This is a genomic window from Acidovorax sp. GW458-11-26-14-TSB4, from assembly GCF_059423865.1.
On sequence record NZ_JBWKYR010000001.1, the window covers coordinates 582,939 to 600,043 of the forward strand.

The following is a 17,105-nucleotide window of genomic DNA, read 5'->3' on the forward strand; positions in this document are numbered from 1 at the left end:
CAAGGAGCGTTTTCACCATGAAGCACCTCACCGATCCGCATGCCGTGGGCATCAACCCATCCACGGACGCTGGCCGCCGCCGCCTGCTGCAGGCCATGGGCGCCGCGTCGATGGCCGGCCTGCCGGCCTGGTCCTTTGCCCAGCCCACGGCGCAGGTCAACACCACCAAGCTCGCCGTGACGGACACCGAGGTCACCGTAGGCCAGCTGCACTCGGCCACCGGCACCATGGCCATCTCCGAGACCGGCTCCATCCAGGCCGAGCAACTGGCCATCGACCAGATCAACGCCATGGGCGGCGTGCTGGGCCGCAAGATCAAGGTCATCAAGGAAGACGGTGCCTCCGACTGGCCCACGTTCGCCGAGAAGTCCAAGAAGCTGCTCATCAACGACCACTGCGCCGCGGTGTTCGGCTGCTGGACCAGCGCCTCGCGCAAGGCCGTGCTGCCCGTGTTCGAGAAGGAAAACGGCCTCTTGTACTACCCCACCTTCTATGAAGGCCTGGAGCAGTCCAAGAATGTGATCTACACCGGCCAGGAAGCCACGCAGCAGATCCTGTACAGCCTGGACTGGGCCAAGACAGAGAAGAAGGCCAAGACCTTCTTCCTGATCGGATCGGACTACATCTGGCCGCGCACCTCGATGAAGATCGCGCGCAAGCATGTGGAGAACTTCCAGAAGGGCAAGATCGTCGGCGAGGAGTACTACCCGCTGGGCAGCACCAACTTTGGCTCGCTGATGAACAAGATCAAGGTGCAAAAGCCCGACTGCCTGTTCGTTGCCGTGGTGGGGGGCTCCAACGTGGCCTTCTACAAGGCGCTCAAGGCCGCCGGCATCACGGGTGACAAGCAGCTCCTGGTCACGCTTTCGGTCACCGAGGACGAGATGACCGGCGTGGGCGGCGAGAACTTCGCGGGCTTCTACTCGTCGATGAAGTACTTCCAGTCGCTGGACAACGAGAACAACAAGAAGTTCGTCGCCGCCTTCAAGGGCAAGTACGGCAAGGACGCCGTGATCGGCGACGTGACGCAGGCCGGCTACCTGGGGCCCTGGCTGTGGAAGGCCGCAGTCGAGAAGGCCAAGAGCTTCGACGTGGACAAGGTGGTGGCCGCTTCGCCGGGCATCGAGCTCAAGACCGCGCCCGAAGGCTACGTGAAGCTCGACGCCAACCACCACCTGTGGAGCAAGTCGCGCATCGCCGTGGGCATGCCCGATGCGAGTTTCAAGGTCGTCGCCGAATCGCCCGAGCTGATCAAGCCGGACCCGTTCCCTAAAGGCTACCAGTAAACCCTTCCGCTGCAGCGTCCGGCCCACCAGGCCGGGCCGCTGCATGGCCGCCCCCTTGTTTGCCGTGAATGGAGTCTGGCACCCATGAACTTTTCCGAAATGCTCAACATCGGCCTCATGCAGGGTTTTGCGGGCCTGAGCCTGTTCGCCGTGCTGCTGCTCATGGGCCTGGGGCTGGCCATCATCTTCGGGCAGATGGGCGTGATCAACATGGCGCATGGCGAGTTCATGACCATCGGCGCCTACACCATCTACCTGGGCTCCACGCTGGCGTCCACGCATGCGCCGCAGCTCGTGGCCTACTACTTTCCGGTCGCCATCGTGGCGGCCTTCGGCTTTGCCTTCGCTGCGGGCTGGCTGGTGGAATGGGGGCTCATTCGCCACCTCTACAAGCGCCCGCTCGACACCTTGCTGGCCACCTGGGGCATCAGCCTGGCGCTGCAGCAGTGCTTTCGCACCTTCATCGGCCCCAAGGAGGTCAGCCCCACCTTGCCCGACTGGCTGCTGGGCTCGTGGACGCCGGCCGAGGGCCTCGATATCCCCATCAACGGCATGTTCGTGCTGGGGCTCACGGTGGTGGTGACGGGCGGTGTGCTGCTGGCCCTGCACAGGAGCCGCTGGGGCCTCAGGGTGCGCGCCACGGTGAGCAACCGCGTGATGGCCAACGCCACCGGCATCGACACCAAGAAGACCGACCGCCTGACCTTTGCCATCGGCTGCGGCATTGCCGGTGTGGCGGGTGCGGCCTTCACCACCATCGGTTCCACCGGGCCGACCTCGGGCTCGCTCTACATCGTCGACGCCTTCTTGGTCGTCACCTTCGGCGGCGCGGCCAGCCTGCTGGGCACGGTGGTCTCGGCCTTCGGCATTGCGCAGACGCAGTCGATCACCGAGTTCTTCCTGGCCGGCTCCATGGCCAAGGTGATCACGCTGTCCCTGATCGTGCTGATCCTGATGGTGCGGCCGCAGGGCCTGTTCGCCTCCAAGGTGCGCCGCTGAGCGTTCGCCGATCCCCACCTGAGTTCACCGGAGTCCTTTCATGAATGCCCTCAAAGCCTGGATCCAGCGCTACCAGCTCGCCAGCCTGGTGCTGCTCACCGTGCTGCTGGCCGTGGTGCTGCCGCTCGCGCTCGACATCTTCCGCCTGAACCTCGTGGGCAAGTACCTCACCTACGCCTTCGTGGCCATCGGCCTGGTCATGGTCTGGGGCTACGGCGGCGTGCTCAGCCTGGGGCAGGGCGTGTTCTTCGGCCTGGGCGGCTATGCCATGGCCATGTTCCTCAAGCTCGAAGCCTCGGACCCGGTGAGCACCAAGATCCAGTCCACCCCCGGCATCCCCGACTTCATGGACTGGAACCAGATCACCGAGCTGCCCGCGTTCTGGGTGCCGTTCAAGAGCCTGCCGTTTGCGCTGGCCGCCGTGATCGTGGTGCCCACGCTGCTGGCCTGGATCGTGAGCTTCGCCATGTTCAAGCGCCGCGTGGGAGGCGTGTACTTCGCCATCATCACCCAGGCCGTGGCGCTGATCTGCACGGTGCTCATCATCGGCCAGCAAGGCTACACGGGCGGCGTGAACGGCATGACCGACCTCAAGACCCTGTGGGGCTGGGACACGCGCACCGACAGCGCCAAATACATCCTGTACTACGTGTGCGTGGCGCTCCTGGTGCTGGCCATCGTGCTGTGCCGCTTCGTGCAGACCAGCAAACTCGGCACCCTGCTGCTGGCCATGCGCGACAAGGAAGACCGCGTGCGCTTCTCGGGCTACGACGTGGCCAACTTCAAGGTCTTCACCTTCTGCCTGGCGGCCGCGCTCTCGGGCATCGGCGGCGCGCTGTTCTCGCTGCAGGTAGGCTTCATGTCGCCCAGCTTCGTGGGCATCGTGCCTTCCATCGAAATGGTGATCTACGCCGCCATCGGCGGGCGCATGAGCCTGGTGGGCGCGGTCTACGGCGCGCTGCTGGTGAACGCCGGCAAGACCTACTTTTCCGAAAGCTTTCCGGACCTGTGGCTGTTCCTCATGGCCGGCCTGTTCATCGGCGTGACCATGGCCTTCCCCATGGGGCTGGCCGGCCTGTGGGAGAGCCATGTCGTGCCCTGGTGGAAGGGCCGCCGCGAAGCGCTGCGCCAGGCAGCGGTGCGGCCCCCGGTGGCTCCGCCCAGCCGGCCGGTTGCCGAAACCGAGGCCGCTGTCCCGAGCCTTCCCGAAGGCACCAGCAGCCAGCGCGCCTGAGTGAGCGCACCACGCACCCGGAGCACACCCCATGAGCAACACCGACTTCGCCCTGGCCGTGGAAGACCTCACGGTCTCGTTCGACGGCTTCAAGGCCATCGACGCCCTTACGCTGTACGTGGACAAGAACGAGCTGCGCGTGATCATCGGCCCCAACGGCGCGGGCAAGACCACGCTGTTGGACCTGATCTGCGGCAAGACCCGCGCCACCGGCGGCAGCATCAAGTTCAAGAACGAGGAGCTCACGCGCATGGCGGAGCACAAGCGCGTGCGCCTGGGCATCGGCCGCAAGTTCCAGACGCCCTCGATCTACGAGAACCTGTCCGTCTTCCAGAACCTGGAGGTCTCCTACCCCTCGGGCCGCACCGTGTTCGGCGCGCTGGCCTTTCGCTGCACCGATGCGGTGAAGGCGCGCGTGCAGGCCGTGGCCGACGACATCGGCCTGGGCGACAAGCTCGACACCGAGGCCGGCCTGCTCTCGCACGGCCAGAAGCAGTGGCTGGAGATCGGCATGCTGCTCATGCAGGAGCCCGAGCTGCTGATGTTGGACGAGCCCATCGCCGGCATGAGCGCGCGCGAGCGCGAGCTCACGGCCGAGCTGCTGCAGCGCATCTGCAGGAACCGCGCGGTGATCGTGATCGAGCACGACATGGAGTTCGTCAAGCGCATCGCGCACAAGGTCACCGTCATGCACCAGGGAAAGATCCTGGCCGAGGGCTCGATGGACAAGGTCCAGAACGACCCCAAGGTGATCGACGTCTACCTCGGCCACTGACCGAACCCCCAAGGAGCAACCCTATGTTGGAAGTCAAGGACCTGTTCGTCGCCTATGGCCAGAGCGAAGCCCTCCACGGCATTTCGTTCTCGGGCCGCGCCAACGAGACCGTGGCCATTATGGGCCGCAACGGCATGGGCAAGACCACGCTGTTCAAGAGCCTCATGGGCGTGATGCCGGCCAAGAGCGGCAGCATCCGCGTGGCCGGGCAGGAGGTGACGAAGGACGAAAGCTTTCGCCGCGTGGCCAAGGGCATCGCCTACGTGCCCCAGGGCCGCATGATCTTTCCGACACTGACGGTGGAAGAGAACATCCAGACAGGCCTCGAAAACTCCAAAACGCGCGAGATCCCCGACGAGATCTACGCCCTGTTCCCGGTGCTCTGGGACATGCGCCGGCGCAAGGGCGGCAACCTCTCGGGCGGGCAGCAGCAGCAGCTGGCGATTGCGCGCGCGCTGGTGACCGATCCCAAGGTGCTGCTGCTCGACGAGCCCACCGAGGGCATCCAGCCCTCCATCATCAAGGACATCGCCAAGGCGCTCAACGAGATCCGCAAGCTGCGCCAGATCACCATCGTGGTCAGCGAGCAGGTGCTCTCGTTCGCCATGGACGTGGCCGACCGCCTGTTCGTCATCGAAGGCGGCCGGCTGGTGCACGAGACCGCGCGGGCCGACACCGACCAACAGCGCATCAAGGCCTACCTCTCCGTCTGAGCCTTCTCTTTTCCCTTACGTCCTCCCTCCACAACCATCCAAGGAGCAACACACCATGGCCGATACCCTGATCAAGGTGGACCTCAAGCAGTCGCCGTACGACAACCCCCAGGTGCACAACCGCTGGCACCCGGACATCCCCATGGCCGTGTGGGTGGAGCCCGGGGCGGAGTTCAAGCTCGAGACCTACGACTGGACCGGCGGCGCCATCAAGAACGACGACAGCGCGGACGACGTGCGCGATGTGGACCTGTCCACCGTGCACTTCCTGTCGGGCCCCGTGGGCGTGAAGGGCGCCGAGCCGGGCGACCTGCTGGTGGTGGACCTGCTCGACATCGGCGCGCGCGACGACAGCCTGTGGGGCTTCAACGGCTTCTTCTCCAAGAAGAACGGCGGCGGCTTCCTGACCGAGCACTACCCGCTGGCGCAAAAATCCATCTGGGACTTCCACGGCATGTTCACCAGCAGCCGCCACATCCCGGGCGTGAACTTTGCAGGGCTGATCCACCCCGGACTGATCGGCTGCCTGCCCGACCAGAAGATGCTGGACGCCTGGAACGCCCGCGAGGCCGAGCTGATCGCCACCGACCCGCACCGCATCCCCGGTCTGGCCAACCCGCCCAACGCCACCACGGCCCACATGGGCACCTTGCAGGGCGAGGCCAAAGCCAAGGCGGCGGCCGAAGGCGCGCGCACGGTGCCGCCGCGCGAGCATGGCGGCAACTGCGACATCAAGGACCTGTCGCGCGGCTCCAAGGTGTACTTTCCGGTGTACGTGGAAGGCGCGGGCCTTTCGGTGGGCGACCTGCACTTCAGCCAGGGCGACGGCGAGATCACCTTCTGCGGCGCCATCGAGATGGCTGGCTGGGTGCACATGAAGGTCAGCCTGATCAAGGGCGGCATGGCCAAGTACGGCATCAAGAACCCGATCTTCAAGCCCAGCCCGATCACGCCCAACTACAAGGACTACCTGATCTTCGAGGGCATCTCGGTCGACGAATCGGGCCAGCAGCACTACCTCGATGTCACGGTGGCCTACCGCCAGGCCTGCCTGAACGCCATCGAATACCTGAAAAAGTTCGGCTACAGCGGCGCGCAGGCCTATTCCATCCTGGGTACGGCCCCGGTGCAGGGCCACATCAGCGGCGTGGTCGACGTGCCCAACGCCTGTGCCACGCTGTGGCTGCCCACCGAGATCTTCGACTTCGACATCAACCCCACGGCGGCCGGCCCGGTGAAGGTGCTCGACGGCAGCGTGGACATGCCGATCTCGCAGGACAAGTAGCACGGCAGCCCCCCATGCCCACCTACGACTACGCCTGTCCCGACTGCGGCAACTTCGATGCGCTGCGCAGCGTGGCCTTGCGCAACGAGCCCTGCGCCTGCCCCGAGTGCGGGGCCGCAGCGGCACGCGTGTTCGCCCACGCACCCCACCTGGCCTGCGTGAGCCCCGAGCAGCGCCGCGCGCACGACACCAACGAGCGCGCGCAGCACGCTCCGCGCTCATCCTCGCGCGACGGCGATGCCGGCAGCTACGGCCGGCTGCGCCATCCATCGGGGTGTGGCTGCTGCAGCGGTGGGGGCACTACCAAGCGCGGCGGGACGGTCACCGCGCCCAATGGCGCGAAAACCTTCCCCTCCAAACGGCCCTGGATGATCAGCCACTGACGGGTTCAACGATTCAAGGAGAGACGCCATGATCCACGGCGATATTTCAAGCAGCAAGGACACCGTGGGCGTCGCGGTCGTCAACTACAAGATGCCGCGCCTGCACACCCAGGCCGACGTGCTGGACAACGCGCGCAAGATCGCCGACATGCTGGTGGGCATGAAGGCCGGCCTGCCGGGCATGGACCTGGTGATCTTTCCCGAGTACAGCACCCACGGCATCATGTACGACCGGCAGGAGATGATGGATACCGCCACCACCATTCCTGGCCCCGAGACCGAGATCTTCGCGGCCGCGTGCCGCAAGGCCAAGGTCTGGGGCGTGTTCTCGCTCACGGGTGAACGGCATGAAGAGCATCCGCACAAGATGCCCTACAACACGCTCATCCTGATGAACGACCAGGGCGAGATCGTGCAGAAGTACCGCAAGATCATGCCCTGGACGCCCATCGAGGGCTGGTACCCGGGCGACCAGACCTACGTGAGCGAGGGCCCCAAGGGCCTCAGGATCAGCCTCATCATCTGCGACGATGGCAACTACCCCGAGATCTGGCGCGATTGCGCGATGAAGGGCGCCGAGCTCATCGTGCGCTGCCAGGGCTACATGTACCCGGCCAAGGAGCAGCAGATCCTCATCAGCAAGGCCATGGCCTTCGCCAACAACACCTACGTGGCGGTGGCCAATGCGGCGGGGTTCGATGGCGTGTACAGCTACTTCGGCCATTCGGCACTGATCGGCTTCGACGGCCGCACGCTGGGCGAATGCGGGGAGGAGGAGTACGGCGTGCAGTATGCGGCGCTGTCCACCAGCCTGATCCGGGATTTCCGCAGGAACGGCCAGTCCGAGAACCATTTGTTCAAGCTGCTGCACCGCGGCTACACCGGCATGATCAACTCCGGCGAAGGGGACAAGGGCGCCGCCGCCTGCCCCTACGGCTTCTACCAGCGCTGGGTGACCGACCCCGAGGGCACGCGCCAGGCCGTGGAGGCGCTCACGCGCAGCACCGTGGGCACGGCGGAATGCCCCATTGAGGGCATTCCGCACGCATAGGCTTGGGTCAGCGTCGCTCTGTGCCGTTCCCCATCGGGAACGCCTGGAAAGCGCGCGTGAAGTCGCAGCAGGACTGTGCGAGCATGGTGATGGACGACACCAGCGCACTGCGGTGCTCGCCCTTGTACAGCGCCACGTAGGGCACCGGGGGCAGGGGCGGATCCACCTCCAGCACGGCCAGCATGCCGGCGCCGATGAGCGGGTCCAGGCAGTGGCGCGGCAGGTAGCTCACGCCCAGGCCCGAGATGGTCAGGCCGATCAGCGCGATCAGGTTGCTCACCACGATGGCGTCCGAGGGTTCGGCGCCCAGTTCCTTCATCCATGCGTCGTAGCGCCGGCCGGTGCCTGACGACTGGCCCTGCACCAGCAGCCGCTGGTGCGCCAGCTGATGCAGGCGCACCGGGCCGGCGGGCAGCAGGCCGGGCTGGCACATCCAGGCGCTCTCCACCTGGCCCACGGCCTTGGCGGGCAGGCGCGCATCGGCAAACGCATCGGGCACGATGACCAGGTCCAGGTCGTCGGCCAGCAGCTTGTCGCGCAGCGGCAGGCTGCCGTCCACGTCAGGCTCCAGCGTCACCTTGGGGTAGTGCTGCTGCACCAGCGCCACCAGCCGGGGCAGCCAGGTCATGGCCGTGAGTTCGGTCACGCCGATGCGCAGGCGCCGCTCGATCACCCCCGGCTTGCTGAACTGCTCCACCGCCGCATCGCGCTGGCGCAGCAGCTGGCGTGCCAGTACGAACATCTCTTCGCCCTTTTCGGTGAGCCGCGCCGTGCGCTGGCCGCGGTCGAACAGTGGGGTGTCGAACAGCTGCTCCAGCTCATGCACCCGTTTGGACACGGCCGACTGCGAGGTGTGCAGCTTGTGTGCCGCCTGGGCAAAGCCACCCAACTGGGCGATCCAGTACAGGGCCTCGAGCTGCTTGAAGGTCATCATGGGAGTACGCGGCTTTCAAATCACTTTTATTCATGCAATTCGAGCACAAAAAATCGCTTTTTTAAAAGTGACGGCAATTCCAGAATCCGTTCCAGCCCGTCACCGAATGCACTGACTGTGTTATTTCCGGTGGCGACCCTGGTCCCGCCGACCGTCTCCGTTGACTGGAAACACCGCCATGCACGCTTTCAAGATGTCTGTCCTCGCCGCATTGGGCGCCACCCTGCTCGCCTCGGCCACCATGGCGCAGGAGATCGACACCCTGCGCAAGATCAAGGAGAGCGGCACCATCCACATCGGCAACCGCGACAGCTCCGTCCCGTTCTCGTACAAGCCTGCAGGCAGCGGCGACCCCGTCGGCTTTTCCAACGACATCTGCCTGAAGATCGTCGACGCCGTCAAGGCCAAACTCGGCCTGCCCGCGCTGCGCGTGCAATACACCCTGCTCAATTCGCTGAACCGCATTCCGCTGATACAGAACGGCACCGTGGACCTGGACTGCGCCACCACCACCAACTCGGTGGTGCGCCAGCAGCAGGTCGCATTTGCGCCCAGCCACTTCGTCACCAACATCACTGTGGCGGTCAAGAAGAAGTCGGGCATCACCTCGCTGGCGGACCTGGCGGGCAAGAGCGTGGCGACCGTGGCCGGCAGCACCTCGATCCAGTTGCTGCGCAGCTTCCGCCGCTCAGAAAACCTGGAGGTGCAGGAGATTTCGGGCAAGGACACCGCCGACGCCTTCCTGTTGCTGGCCAGCGACCGGGCCGTGGCCTACGTGCTCGACGACGTGCAGCTCGCAGGGCTGATCGCCGTGTCACCCAACCCCGGCGACTACGTGATCCTCAAGGACGTGGTGCTGCGCCAGGAGCCCTACGGCATCATGCTGCGCAAGAACGATGCGGCCTTCCAGGCGCTGGTGGACCAGACGGTCACGCAGCTCATGAAGTCCGGCGAGATGGAGCGGCTGTATGCGCGCTGGTTCACCCAGCCCATCCCGCCGAGCAACATCAACATCAACTTCCCCATGACCGATGCGGTACGCGAGGCCTACCGCAACCCCAACAACAAGGGGGTGTGATGGCTGCATCCTCTCTGACCCGGTATCCCGAAGGCCTGCTGTTCCCTGAGGACCTGATGCGCGCGGTGCGCGAGCGCTTCCTGCAGGTGGAGCATGACCACCGTGGGCGCGAGCGCCTGTATTTTGACAATGCGGGCGGCTCGCTGCGTCTGAAGGCCGCCATGGAGCGCATGGGCCAGGTCGATGCCGTGCCCGACAACACCGAGCGCATCCACGAGGTGGCGCGCGAGTTGCAGTGCGTGCAGGCCACCGGCGCGGCCGACCTGCGCACATTGCTCAACGCGCAGGGAGGCAGCGTCTATGCGGCCCTGACTGCATCGGGCGCCATGTTCGACATGGTGCGCGCCGTGGCCGAGAACGTGCCGGGCACCAACATGGTCACCACGGTGCTCGAGCACCCCTCGTCCTTCGACGCCATGGAGCGCTACGCGCGCCAGACCGAGCGCGAGCTGCGCGTGGCCCCGAGCAACCCGGCCACCGGCGGTGTCGACGTGGATGCCATCGTGCGCCTGGTGGATGGGGGCACCTGCCTGCTCAACGTGATCTACGCGTCCAACATCTCGGGCGCCAAGCTCGACATGGCGCGGATCGTGGAGCGCGCCCGCGCCGTGAAACCCGACCTGTACATCATCGTGGATGCCGTTCAGCATGCGCCCCACGGCCTCATCGACCTGCAGGCCACGCCGGTGGATGGCATCAACATCGCGCCCTACAAGTTCTTTGGCTGCCGCGGTTCGGGCCTGGCCTGGCTGTCGGACCGCGCGGCCGCATTGCCCCACCACAAGCTGGCCGGCAAGGCGCCCGATTTCTGGGACCTGGGCAGCGCCGCGCCCTGGCAGTTCGCGGTGCTGACCGAAATCATGGACTACGTGTGCTGGCTGGGGGACGCCCCGGGTGTTGATGCGCCCGATGCCGCAGGCCGCCGTGAGCGCTTTGCCGCAGGCATGGAGCGCATCCTGCTGCACGAGCGCGCACTGCTGGCGCGCCTGCTCGATGGCAGTGCCGAGGCGCCCGGGCTGCGCGCCATGGAGGGCGTGCAGGTCTACCTGGACCATGGCGACCTGGAGCGGCGCGATTTGATCATCGCCATCGGCCTCGCGGGGATCGACTGCACACAGGCGGTGCACGAGTACGGCCTGCGCGGCGTCACGGTGTACGAGCGCAGCGCGGCCAGCATCTACTCGCGGCGCATGCTTGAATCGTTCGGGCTGCAGGGCGCCGTGCGGGTCTCGCCGCTGCACTGCCACTCGCCCGCGGATGTCGACCGGTTCCTGCACATCACGCAGGACATCGTGCGGGATGTCGCTGCGCGTTCGCTGGCGCTTGCTTAGGCCGGGACAGCCATGGCCATAATGCGGCCCACATGCTGGCGCCTGCATCCCTTCTCCCTCACTTCCTCCCCCTGGCCTGCATGGCCCTGACCGCCGTGGCCCTGCTGTCTGGCTGTGCCGCCCCTGCGCCCACCCCGCGCGGCGAGGTAAAGGGCGCATCCACCACCACGGGCGAACTGGCCCAGTCCGACGCGAACCGCATGGCCACACTGGCCATGCGCGACAACCTGGCCAGTCTGACCCTGCTGATGGACAAGCTCTACCGCCGCAACCCGGCCGAGTGGCGCAAGGGCGGTGCGGCCAGCCGCGAGCAGGCCATGGAGCGGGCGCGTGCCGCCATCGAGCAGCGCCAGCCCTGGGCGCCGCTGCAGGGGCGGCGCGACGTCGCGGCCCTGGCCTTTGCCCTGGCGCCCGAGTTCACGGGCGACCGGGTGGCTGCCTTCACTGTGGCCACGGCCGACATGCTGGTCACGGCCCATGGCGGCAAGACCGAGTTCTTCCTGCTTGACTCGCTCGATGCCCAGCACCTGTACAACGCTGCGCGCAATGTGGAATCGGCCGTGTGGCTGCTGGCGCAGCGCCGCAATGCCGCCGGCCAGCCGCTGTTGCTGGCCGACGAGATCGGGCCCGATGGGCGCAACCTGAGCTTCGAGCGCGAATTCGGCAAGCTCATCGCCCGCCTGGACCTGGTGGCCGTGGTGGTGACCGAGAAGTACCGCCGCGCAGCGATCAGCTATGTGCAGGGCATTGTCGGGGGCACGTTCCTTCAATTCCTGCCAGTTCGGTAAAATCAGCCTCCCCCCGAGGAGCGTTGCAGCGTGCCGCCCAGGTCCCAGATGGCCAGGCGTGCCCGTCAGGCTCGGGGCCGACCACCCCGCAACGACGCTCACCTGTGTTCGATCCCCCTTGCAGGTGAGCCTGATGTCCGCCATTTCCTCGATTCCTCCACTGAAGCTTTCCGGCCTGGAGCCCGTCTCCATTGGCGAGGGCACGCTGTTCGTCAACATCGGCGAGCGCACCAACGTCACCGGCTCCAAGGCCTTTGCCCGCATGATCCTCAACGGGCAGTACGAGGAGGCCCTGGCCGTGGCCCGCCAGCAGGTGGAGAACGGCGCCCAGGTCATCGACATCAACATGGATGAGGCCATGCTGGACAGCAAGGCTGCGATGGTGCGCTTTTTGCAGCTCATCGCCTCCGAGCCCGACATCGCGCGCGTGCCCATCATGGTCGACAGCTCCAAGTGGGAGGTGATCGAGGCCGGGCTGCGCTGCATCCAGGGCAAGGGCATCGTCAACTCCATCTCCATGAAGGAGGGGGTGGACAAGTTCAAGCACGAGGCGCGCCTGGTCAAGCGCTATGGCGCGGCCGCCGTGGTCATGGCCTTCGACGAGAAGGGCCAGGCCGACACCTTTGCGCGCAAGATCGAGATCTGCGAGCGCGCCTACCGCGTGCTGGTCGACGAGGTGGGCTTTCCGCCCGAGGACATCATCTTCGACCCCAACATCTTCGCGGTGGCCACCGGCATCGAGGAGCACAACAACTACGCCGTCGACTTCATCGAGGCCGTGCGCTGGATCAAGCAGAACCTGCCCGGCGCCAAGGTCTCGGGCGGCGTGTCCAATGTGAGTTTCAGCTTCCGCGGCAACGACCCGGTGCGCGAGGCCATCCACACCGTATTCCTGTACCACGCCATCCAGGCAGGCATGGACATGGGCATCGTCAACGCCGGCATGGTCGGCGTCTACGACGACCTGGAGCCCACGCTGCGCGAACGTGTCGAGGACGTGGTGCTCAACCGCCGCCCCGATGCCGGCGAGCGCCTGGTCGAGGTGGCCGAGACCGCCAAGAGCGGCGCCAAGGACGAGAGCAAGAAGCTCGAATGGCGCGGCACGCCCGAGGCCCCGCGCACCGTGGGCGAGCGCCTGTCGCACGCGCTGGTGCACGGCATCACCGACTTCATCGTCGAAGACACCGAGGAAGCCTACCGCGCCATCCTGGCCAAGGGCGGGCGCCCACTGCACGTGATCGAAGGCCCGCTGATGGACGGCATGAACGTGGTGGGCGACCTGTTCGGCGCCGGCAAGATGTTCCTGCCCCAGGTGGTCAAGAGTGCGCGCGTGATGAAGTCCGCCGTGGCCCACCTGATCCCCTACATCGAGGAAGAAAAGCGCCAGGACGAACTGGCCGGCCGCGACGTGCGCAGCAAGGGCAAGATCATCATCGCCACCGTCAAGGGCGACGTGCACGACATCGGCAAGAACATCGTCACCGTCGTGCTCCAGTGCAACAACTTCGAAGTCGTGAACATGGGCGTGATGGTGCCCTGCCACGAGATCCTGGCGCGCGCCAAGGTCGAGGGGGCCGACATCGTGGGCCTGTCGGGCCTGATCACGCCCAGCCTCGAAGAGATGCAGTACGTGGCCGGCGAGATGCAGAAGGACGACCACTTCCGCATCAAGAAGATCCCGCTGCTCATCGGCGGTGCCACCACCAGCCGCGTGCACACCGCCGTGAAGATCGCGCCGCACTACGAAGGCCCTGTCGTCTACGTGCCCGATGCCTCGCGCAGCGTGAGCGTGGCCCAGAGCCTGCTCGGCGAGGGGGTGGACAACTACGTGCAGGAGCTCAACGCCGACTACGACAAGGTGCGCACCCAGCACGCCAACAAGAAGCAGACCCCGCTGTGGCCCCTGGCCAAGGCGCGCGCCAACAGGACGCCGGTGGACTGGACGACCTTCAAGCCCACCGTGCCGCGCGCCCTGGGCCGCCGCGTGTTCAAGAACTTCGACCTGGCCGAGCTGGCCCGCTACATCGACTGGGGCCCGTTCTTCCAGACCTGGGACCTGGCCGGCCCGTACCCTGCCATCCTGAGCGACGAGGTGGTGGGCGTGGAGGCCACGCGCGTGTTCGCCGATGCGCAGGCCATGCTGAAAAAGATCATCGAAGGCCGCTGGCTCACGGCCAGCGGCGTGATGGCCCTGTACCCGGCCAACAGCGTGAACGGCGGCGACGACATCGAGTTCTACACCGACGAAACCCGCACCGAGGTCGCCATGACCTGGTACGGCATGCGCCAGCAGGCCGAAAAGCAGGTCATCGACGGCGTGACCCGCCCCAGCCGCTGCCTGGCCGACTTCGTCGCACCCAAGGACAGCGGCATTGCCGACTACGCCGGCCTGTTCGCCGTGACGGCGGGCCTCGGGATCGAGAAGAAGGAAAAGGCCTTCATCGACGCCCTGGACGATTATTCGGCCATCATGTTCAAGAGCCTGGCAGACCGCCTGGCCGAAGCCTTTGCCGAGTGCCTGCACCAGCGCGTGCGCACCGACCTGTGGGGCTACGCTGCGGGCGAGCAACTGAGCAACGACGATATGATCGCCGAGAAGTACGCCGGCATCCGCCCCGCGCCCGGCTACCCCGCCTGCCCCGACCACAGCGCCAAGACGGAGCTGTTCCGCGTGCTGCAGTGCGAGGAGGTCGGCATGGCCCTCACCGAAAGCCTGGCCATGATGCCGGCCGCCAGCGTGAGCGGCTTCTACCTGGGCCACCCCGAGAGCGTGTACTTCAACGTCGGCAAGATCGGCGAGGACCAGCTGCACGACATGGCCCAGCGCCGGGGTATGGACGAGGCCGTGCTGGCGCGGCTGCTGGCGCCGAATCTGTAAAAGGCAGCCCCATCATGGGGCTGCCTGTGGACCATCAGGCGACGATGGTCCCGCTCACCTCGCCCAGCCCGATCCGCACCGCGCCTTCGCGCTCGCACCAGCCCTTGAGGATCAGCGTGTCGCCGTCTTCCAGGAAGCTGCGCTGCTCGCCGTTGGGCAGTGTGATGGGCTGCTTGCCGCCGCTGGCCAGCTCCAGCAGGGAGCCCGCCTCGGTCACCTCGGGGCCCGACAGCGTGCCCGATCCCATCAGGTCGCCGGGTTGCAGGTTGCAGCCGTTCACCGTGTGGTGCGCCACGAGCTGCGCGGGCGTCCAGTACGCGGCGCGGCGGCTGTTGGTGGCCGACAGGCGCACGGGGGCCTCGCCGGCCTCGCGCATGCGGGCCGTCTGCAGCAGCACTTCCAGGGTGATGTCGAAGGCGCCCTGGCTGCGGTTGTTGGCCGAGTCCAGGTAGGGCAGGGGCTGCGGGTCGGCGGCATCGCGCTCGAAGGCGGCCCGGAAGGGCGCCAGCGCTTCCATGGTCACCACCCAGGGCGAGAGGGTGCTGGCGAAGTTCTTCGACAGGAAGGGCCCCAGCGGCTGGTATTCCCAGCCCTGGATGTCGCGTGCGCTCCAGTCGTTGAACAGCGCCACGCCGAACAGGTGCTGTTCTGCTTGGCCGATGGCGATGGGCTCGCCCTGGGCATTGCCCTGGCCGATGAACCAGCCCAGCTCCAGCTCGTAGTCCAGGCGCTTGCAGGGGCCGAGCGTGGGCACGGCCGCATCGGGCGCCTTGGTCTGGCCCTGCGGGCGCTTGATGCGCTGGCCGCTGATGCCGATGGACGAGGCGCGCCCGTGGTAGCCGATGGGCACCCACTTGTAGTTGGGCAGCAGCGGGTTGTCCGGGCGGAACTGCTTGCCCACGGTGGTGGCGTGGTGCACGCTGGTGTAGAAGTCCGTGTAGTCGCCGATCTGGCAGGGCACGGCCATCTCCACGCTGGATTGGGGCACCAGGGCCTGCGTCCAGGCGGCCTGCTGGCTGCTATTGCCTTCGCGCAGGCCTTCGGACAGCTGCTGGCGCAGGGCCTGGCGCTCGGCGGGCGTGGCGGCCATCAGCGCGTTCATGTCGTTGTGGGCCACCAGGCCGGCGGCCTGCAGGTCCAGGATCTGGTCGCCGATGGCCACGCCGATGCGCAGGGCCTCGCGGCTGCCCGCCGTGCGGAAGCGCCCGAAGGGCAGGTTCTGGATGGGGAAGTCGCAGCCTGCCACATTGGCGGATGCGACCCAGCTGCGCAGTTGGGTGCCGTGGGTGGCGTCGAGGGTGGTGCTCATGGTCAGTCGGGATGGAAGAAAAAGGAAAAGGATCAGTCTGCGCTCATCTGCGCGCTGTGGGCGACCTTGCCCAGGCGCTCGTACTCGCGCTTGGTCAGGGCATCGAACTCCGCCACGCTGGCGCTGCGCGGGGTGAAGCCCGCGGCCAGCAGCTTGTCCTTGACGGCCGGGTCGGCCAGGGCGTCGGCCAGCGCCTTGTTCAGGCGCTGCGCCACGGCAGCGGGCAGGCCCGCGGGGCCGTAGACGCCGAACCAGGGCTCGACCACCGCCTCGGGCAGGCCGGCTTCGGCCAGGGTGGGCACGTCGGGCAGAGCGGGCGAGCGCTGGGCGCCGGCCACCGCCAGGGCACGCAGCTTGCCGGCCTGGATGTGGGGCAGGGAGGCGGGCAGGTTGTCGAAGGCAATCGGCACCTGGCCGCCGATCAGGTCGGTGATCAGCGGCGCGCTGCCCTTGTAAGGCACGTGCACCAGGTCGGTCTTGCTGGTCTGTGCGAACAGCACGCCCGTCAGGTGCATGGAGGTGCCGGCGCCGGCCGTGGCGTAGGGGACACCGGGGCTCTTCTTGGCATGGGCGACCAGCTCGGCAACGGTCTTCACGGGCAGGGCGGGGCCGGCTTCGAGCACGATGGTGGAGTTGCCCAGCAGGCCCACGGCGGTGAAGTCCTTGCGCGGGTCAAAGGGCATCTTCTTGTAGATGTGCGGGTTCAGCGCGTTCGTGGAGATGGCGCCCATGCCCACGGTGTAGCCGTCGGGCGCGGCCTTGGCCACGGCGTCCATGCCGATATTGCCGCCCGCGCCCGCGCGGTTGTCGATGATGACCGGCTGGCCCAGGGTCTGCGCCATGTGGGCGCCCACGGTGCGTGCCACCAGGTCGGTGGTGCCGCCGGGGGCATAGGGCACGACGAAGCGAATGGGCTTGGACGGGAAGTCCTGCGCAGCCAGCGGGCCGGCGGCCAGGCCGAGCACGGCGGCAGTGGTGGCGCCCAGCAGGGTGCGGCGGGTGAGCGGGGAGCGGGCGAAAGCGGCCATGGGCAATGTCTCCAGAGATGGTTGTTCGAATCT

15 protein-coding genes and 1 riboswitch are annotated in these 17,105 nt (G+C 66.7%); of the genes, 12 read left to right on the plus strand and 3 right to left on the minus strand.

Annotation, left to right across the window (positions count from 1 at the left end; genetic code table 11):
- Positions 1–17 precede the first annotated feature (17 nt).
- The 8 genes from urtA to AC07X5_RS02805 all read left to right on the plus strand — a co-directional run bounded on the left by urtA (position 18) and on the right by AC07X5_RS02805 (position 7,726).
- Positions 18–1,286: an urea ABC transporter substrate-binding protein gene (gene urtA, locus AC07X5_RS02770; protein ID WP_409961716.1), complete on the plus strand. Its 1,269-nt coding sequence runs from the start codon at positions 18–20 to the stop codon at positions 1,284–1,286.
- 84 nt (positions 1,287–1,370) lie between these two features.
- Positions 1,371–2,285 carry an urea ABC transporter permease subunit UrtB gene (urtB, locus tag AC07X5_RS02775; RefSeq protein WP_494768969.1) on the plus strand — a complete coding sequence of 305 codons (915 nt, stop codon included), beginning with the start codon at positions 1,371–1,373 and terminating at the stop codon, positions 2,283–2,285.
- 40 nt (positions 2,286–2,325) lie between these two features.
- A complete protein-coding gene (gene urtC, locus AC07X5_RS02780; protein WP_409961718.1) occupies positions 2,326–3,519 on the plus strand; it encodes an urea ABC transporter permease subunit UrtC in 1,194 nt (397 codons plus the stop codon).
- Positions 3,520–3,550: 31 nt separating this feature from the next.
- Positions 3,551–4,294, plus strand: a complete 744-nt coding sequence (urtD, locus tag AC07X5_RS02785; protein WP_494768970.1) for an urea ABC transporter ATP-binding protein UrtD — start codon at positions 3,551–3,553, stop codon at positions 4,292–4,294.
- Positions 4,295–4,317: 23 nt separating this feature from the next.
- Positions 4,318–5,007, plus strand: a complete 690-nt coding sequence (gene urtE / locus AC07X5_RS02790; RefSeq protein ID WP_494768971.1) for an urea ABC transporter ATP-binding subunit UrtE — start codon at positions 4,318–4,320, stop codon at positions 5,005–5,007.
- A gap of 55 nt (positions 5,008–5,062) precedes the next feature.
- Entirely contained in the window at positions 5,063–6,292 is a 1,230-nt protein-coding gene (fmdA, locus tag AC07X5_RS02795) for a formamidase (protein ID WP_494768972.1), read from the plus strand.
- A 14-nt stretch (positions 6,293–6,306) separates the two neighbouring features.
- On the plus strand, positions 6,307–6,675 hold the full coding sequence (locus AC07X5_RS02800) for an FmdB family zinc ribbon protein (RefSeq protein WP_409964196.1): 369 nt from the start codon (positions 6,307–6,309) through the stop codon (positions 6,673–6,675).
- Between the two features lie 28 nt (positions 6,676–6,703).
- Positions 6,704–7,726, plus strand: coding sequence for an aliphatic amidase (locus tag AC07X5_RS02805; protein WP_494768973.1), 1,023 nt, complete (start codon positions 6,704–6,706; stop codon positions 7,724–7,726).
- Between the two features lie 7 nt (positions 7,727–7,733).
- Here AC07X5_RS02805 and AC07X5_RS02810 read toward each other — a convergent pair whose 3' ends face one another.
- Positions 7,734–8,657: a LysR family transcriptional regulator gene (locus AC07X5_RS02810; RefSeq protein ID WP_494769447.1), complete on the minus strand. Its 924-nt coding sequence runs from the start codon at positions 8,655–8,657 to the stop codon at positions 7,734–7,736.
- 196 nt (positions 8,658–8,853) lie between these two features.
- Between AC07X5_RS02810 and AC07X5_RS02815 the strand changes: the two genes are divergently transcribed.
- From AC07X5_RS02815 to metH, 4 genes are all read left to right on the plus strand, one after another.
- Positions 8,854–9,738 (plus strand): amino acid ABC transporter substrate-binding protein, encoded by an 885-nt coding sequence (locus AC07X5_RS02815; protein WP_494769448.1) that lies wholly within the window; start codon positions 8,854–8,856, stop codon positions 9,736–9,738.
- The gene (locus AC07X5_RS02820) at positions 9,738–11,069 is read left to right on the plus strand and encodes an aminotransferase class V-fold PLP-dependent enzyme (protein WP_494768974.1); all 1,332 of its coding nucleotides are present in this window, start codon (positions 9,738–9,740) and stop codon (positions 11,067–11,069) included. Before AC07X5_RS02815 ends, AC07X5_RS02820 begins: the two co-directional genes overlap by 1 nt.
- A gap of 32 nt (positions 11,070–11,101) precedes the next feature.
- Complete coding sequence (locus AC07X5_RS02825) at positions 11,102–11,857, plus strand: hypothetical protein (protein WP_494768975.1); 756 nt, start codon at positions 11,102–11,104, stop codon at positions 11,855–11,857.
- Between the two features lie 9 nt (positions 11,858–11,866).
- Positions 11,867–11,964: riboswitch (S-adenosyl-L-homocysteine riboswitch) on the plus strand.
- 26 nt (positions 11,965–11,990) lie between these two features.
- Complete coding sequence (metH, locus tag AC07X5_RS02830; protein WP_494768976.1) at positions 11,991–14,735, plus strand: methionine synthase; 2,745 nt, start codon at positions 11,991–11,993, stop codon at positions 14,733–14,735.
- 34 nt (positions 14,736–14,769) lie between these two features.
- On the opposite strand, the gene fahA is transcribed toward metH, so the two are convergent.
- Positions 14,770–16,044, minus strand: a complete 1,275-nt coding sequence (fahA, locus tag AC07X5_RS02835) for a fumarylacetoacetase (protein WP_494768977.1) — start codon at positions 16,042–16,044, stop codon at positions 14,770–14,772.
- A 32-nt stretch (positions 16,045–16,076) separates the two neighbouring features.
- Complete coding sequence (locus tag AC07X5_RS02840) at positions 16,077–17,072, minus strand: Bug family tripartite tricarboxylate transporter substrate binding protein (protein WP_494768978.1); 996 nt, start codon at positions 17,070–17,072, stop codon at positions 16,077–16,079.
- Positions 17,073–17,105: the final 33 nt, after the last annotated feature.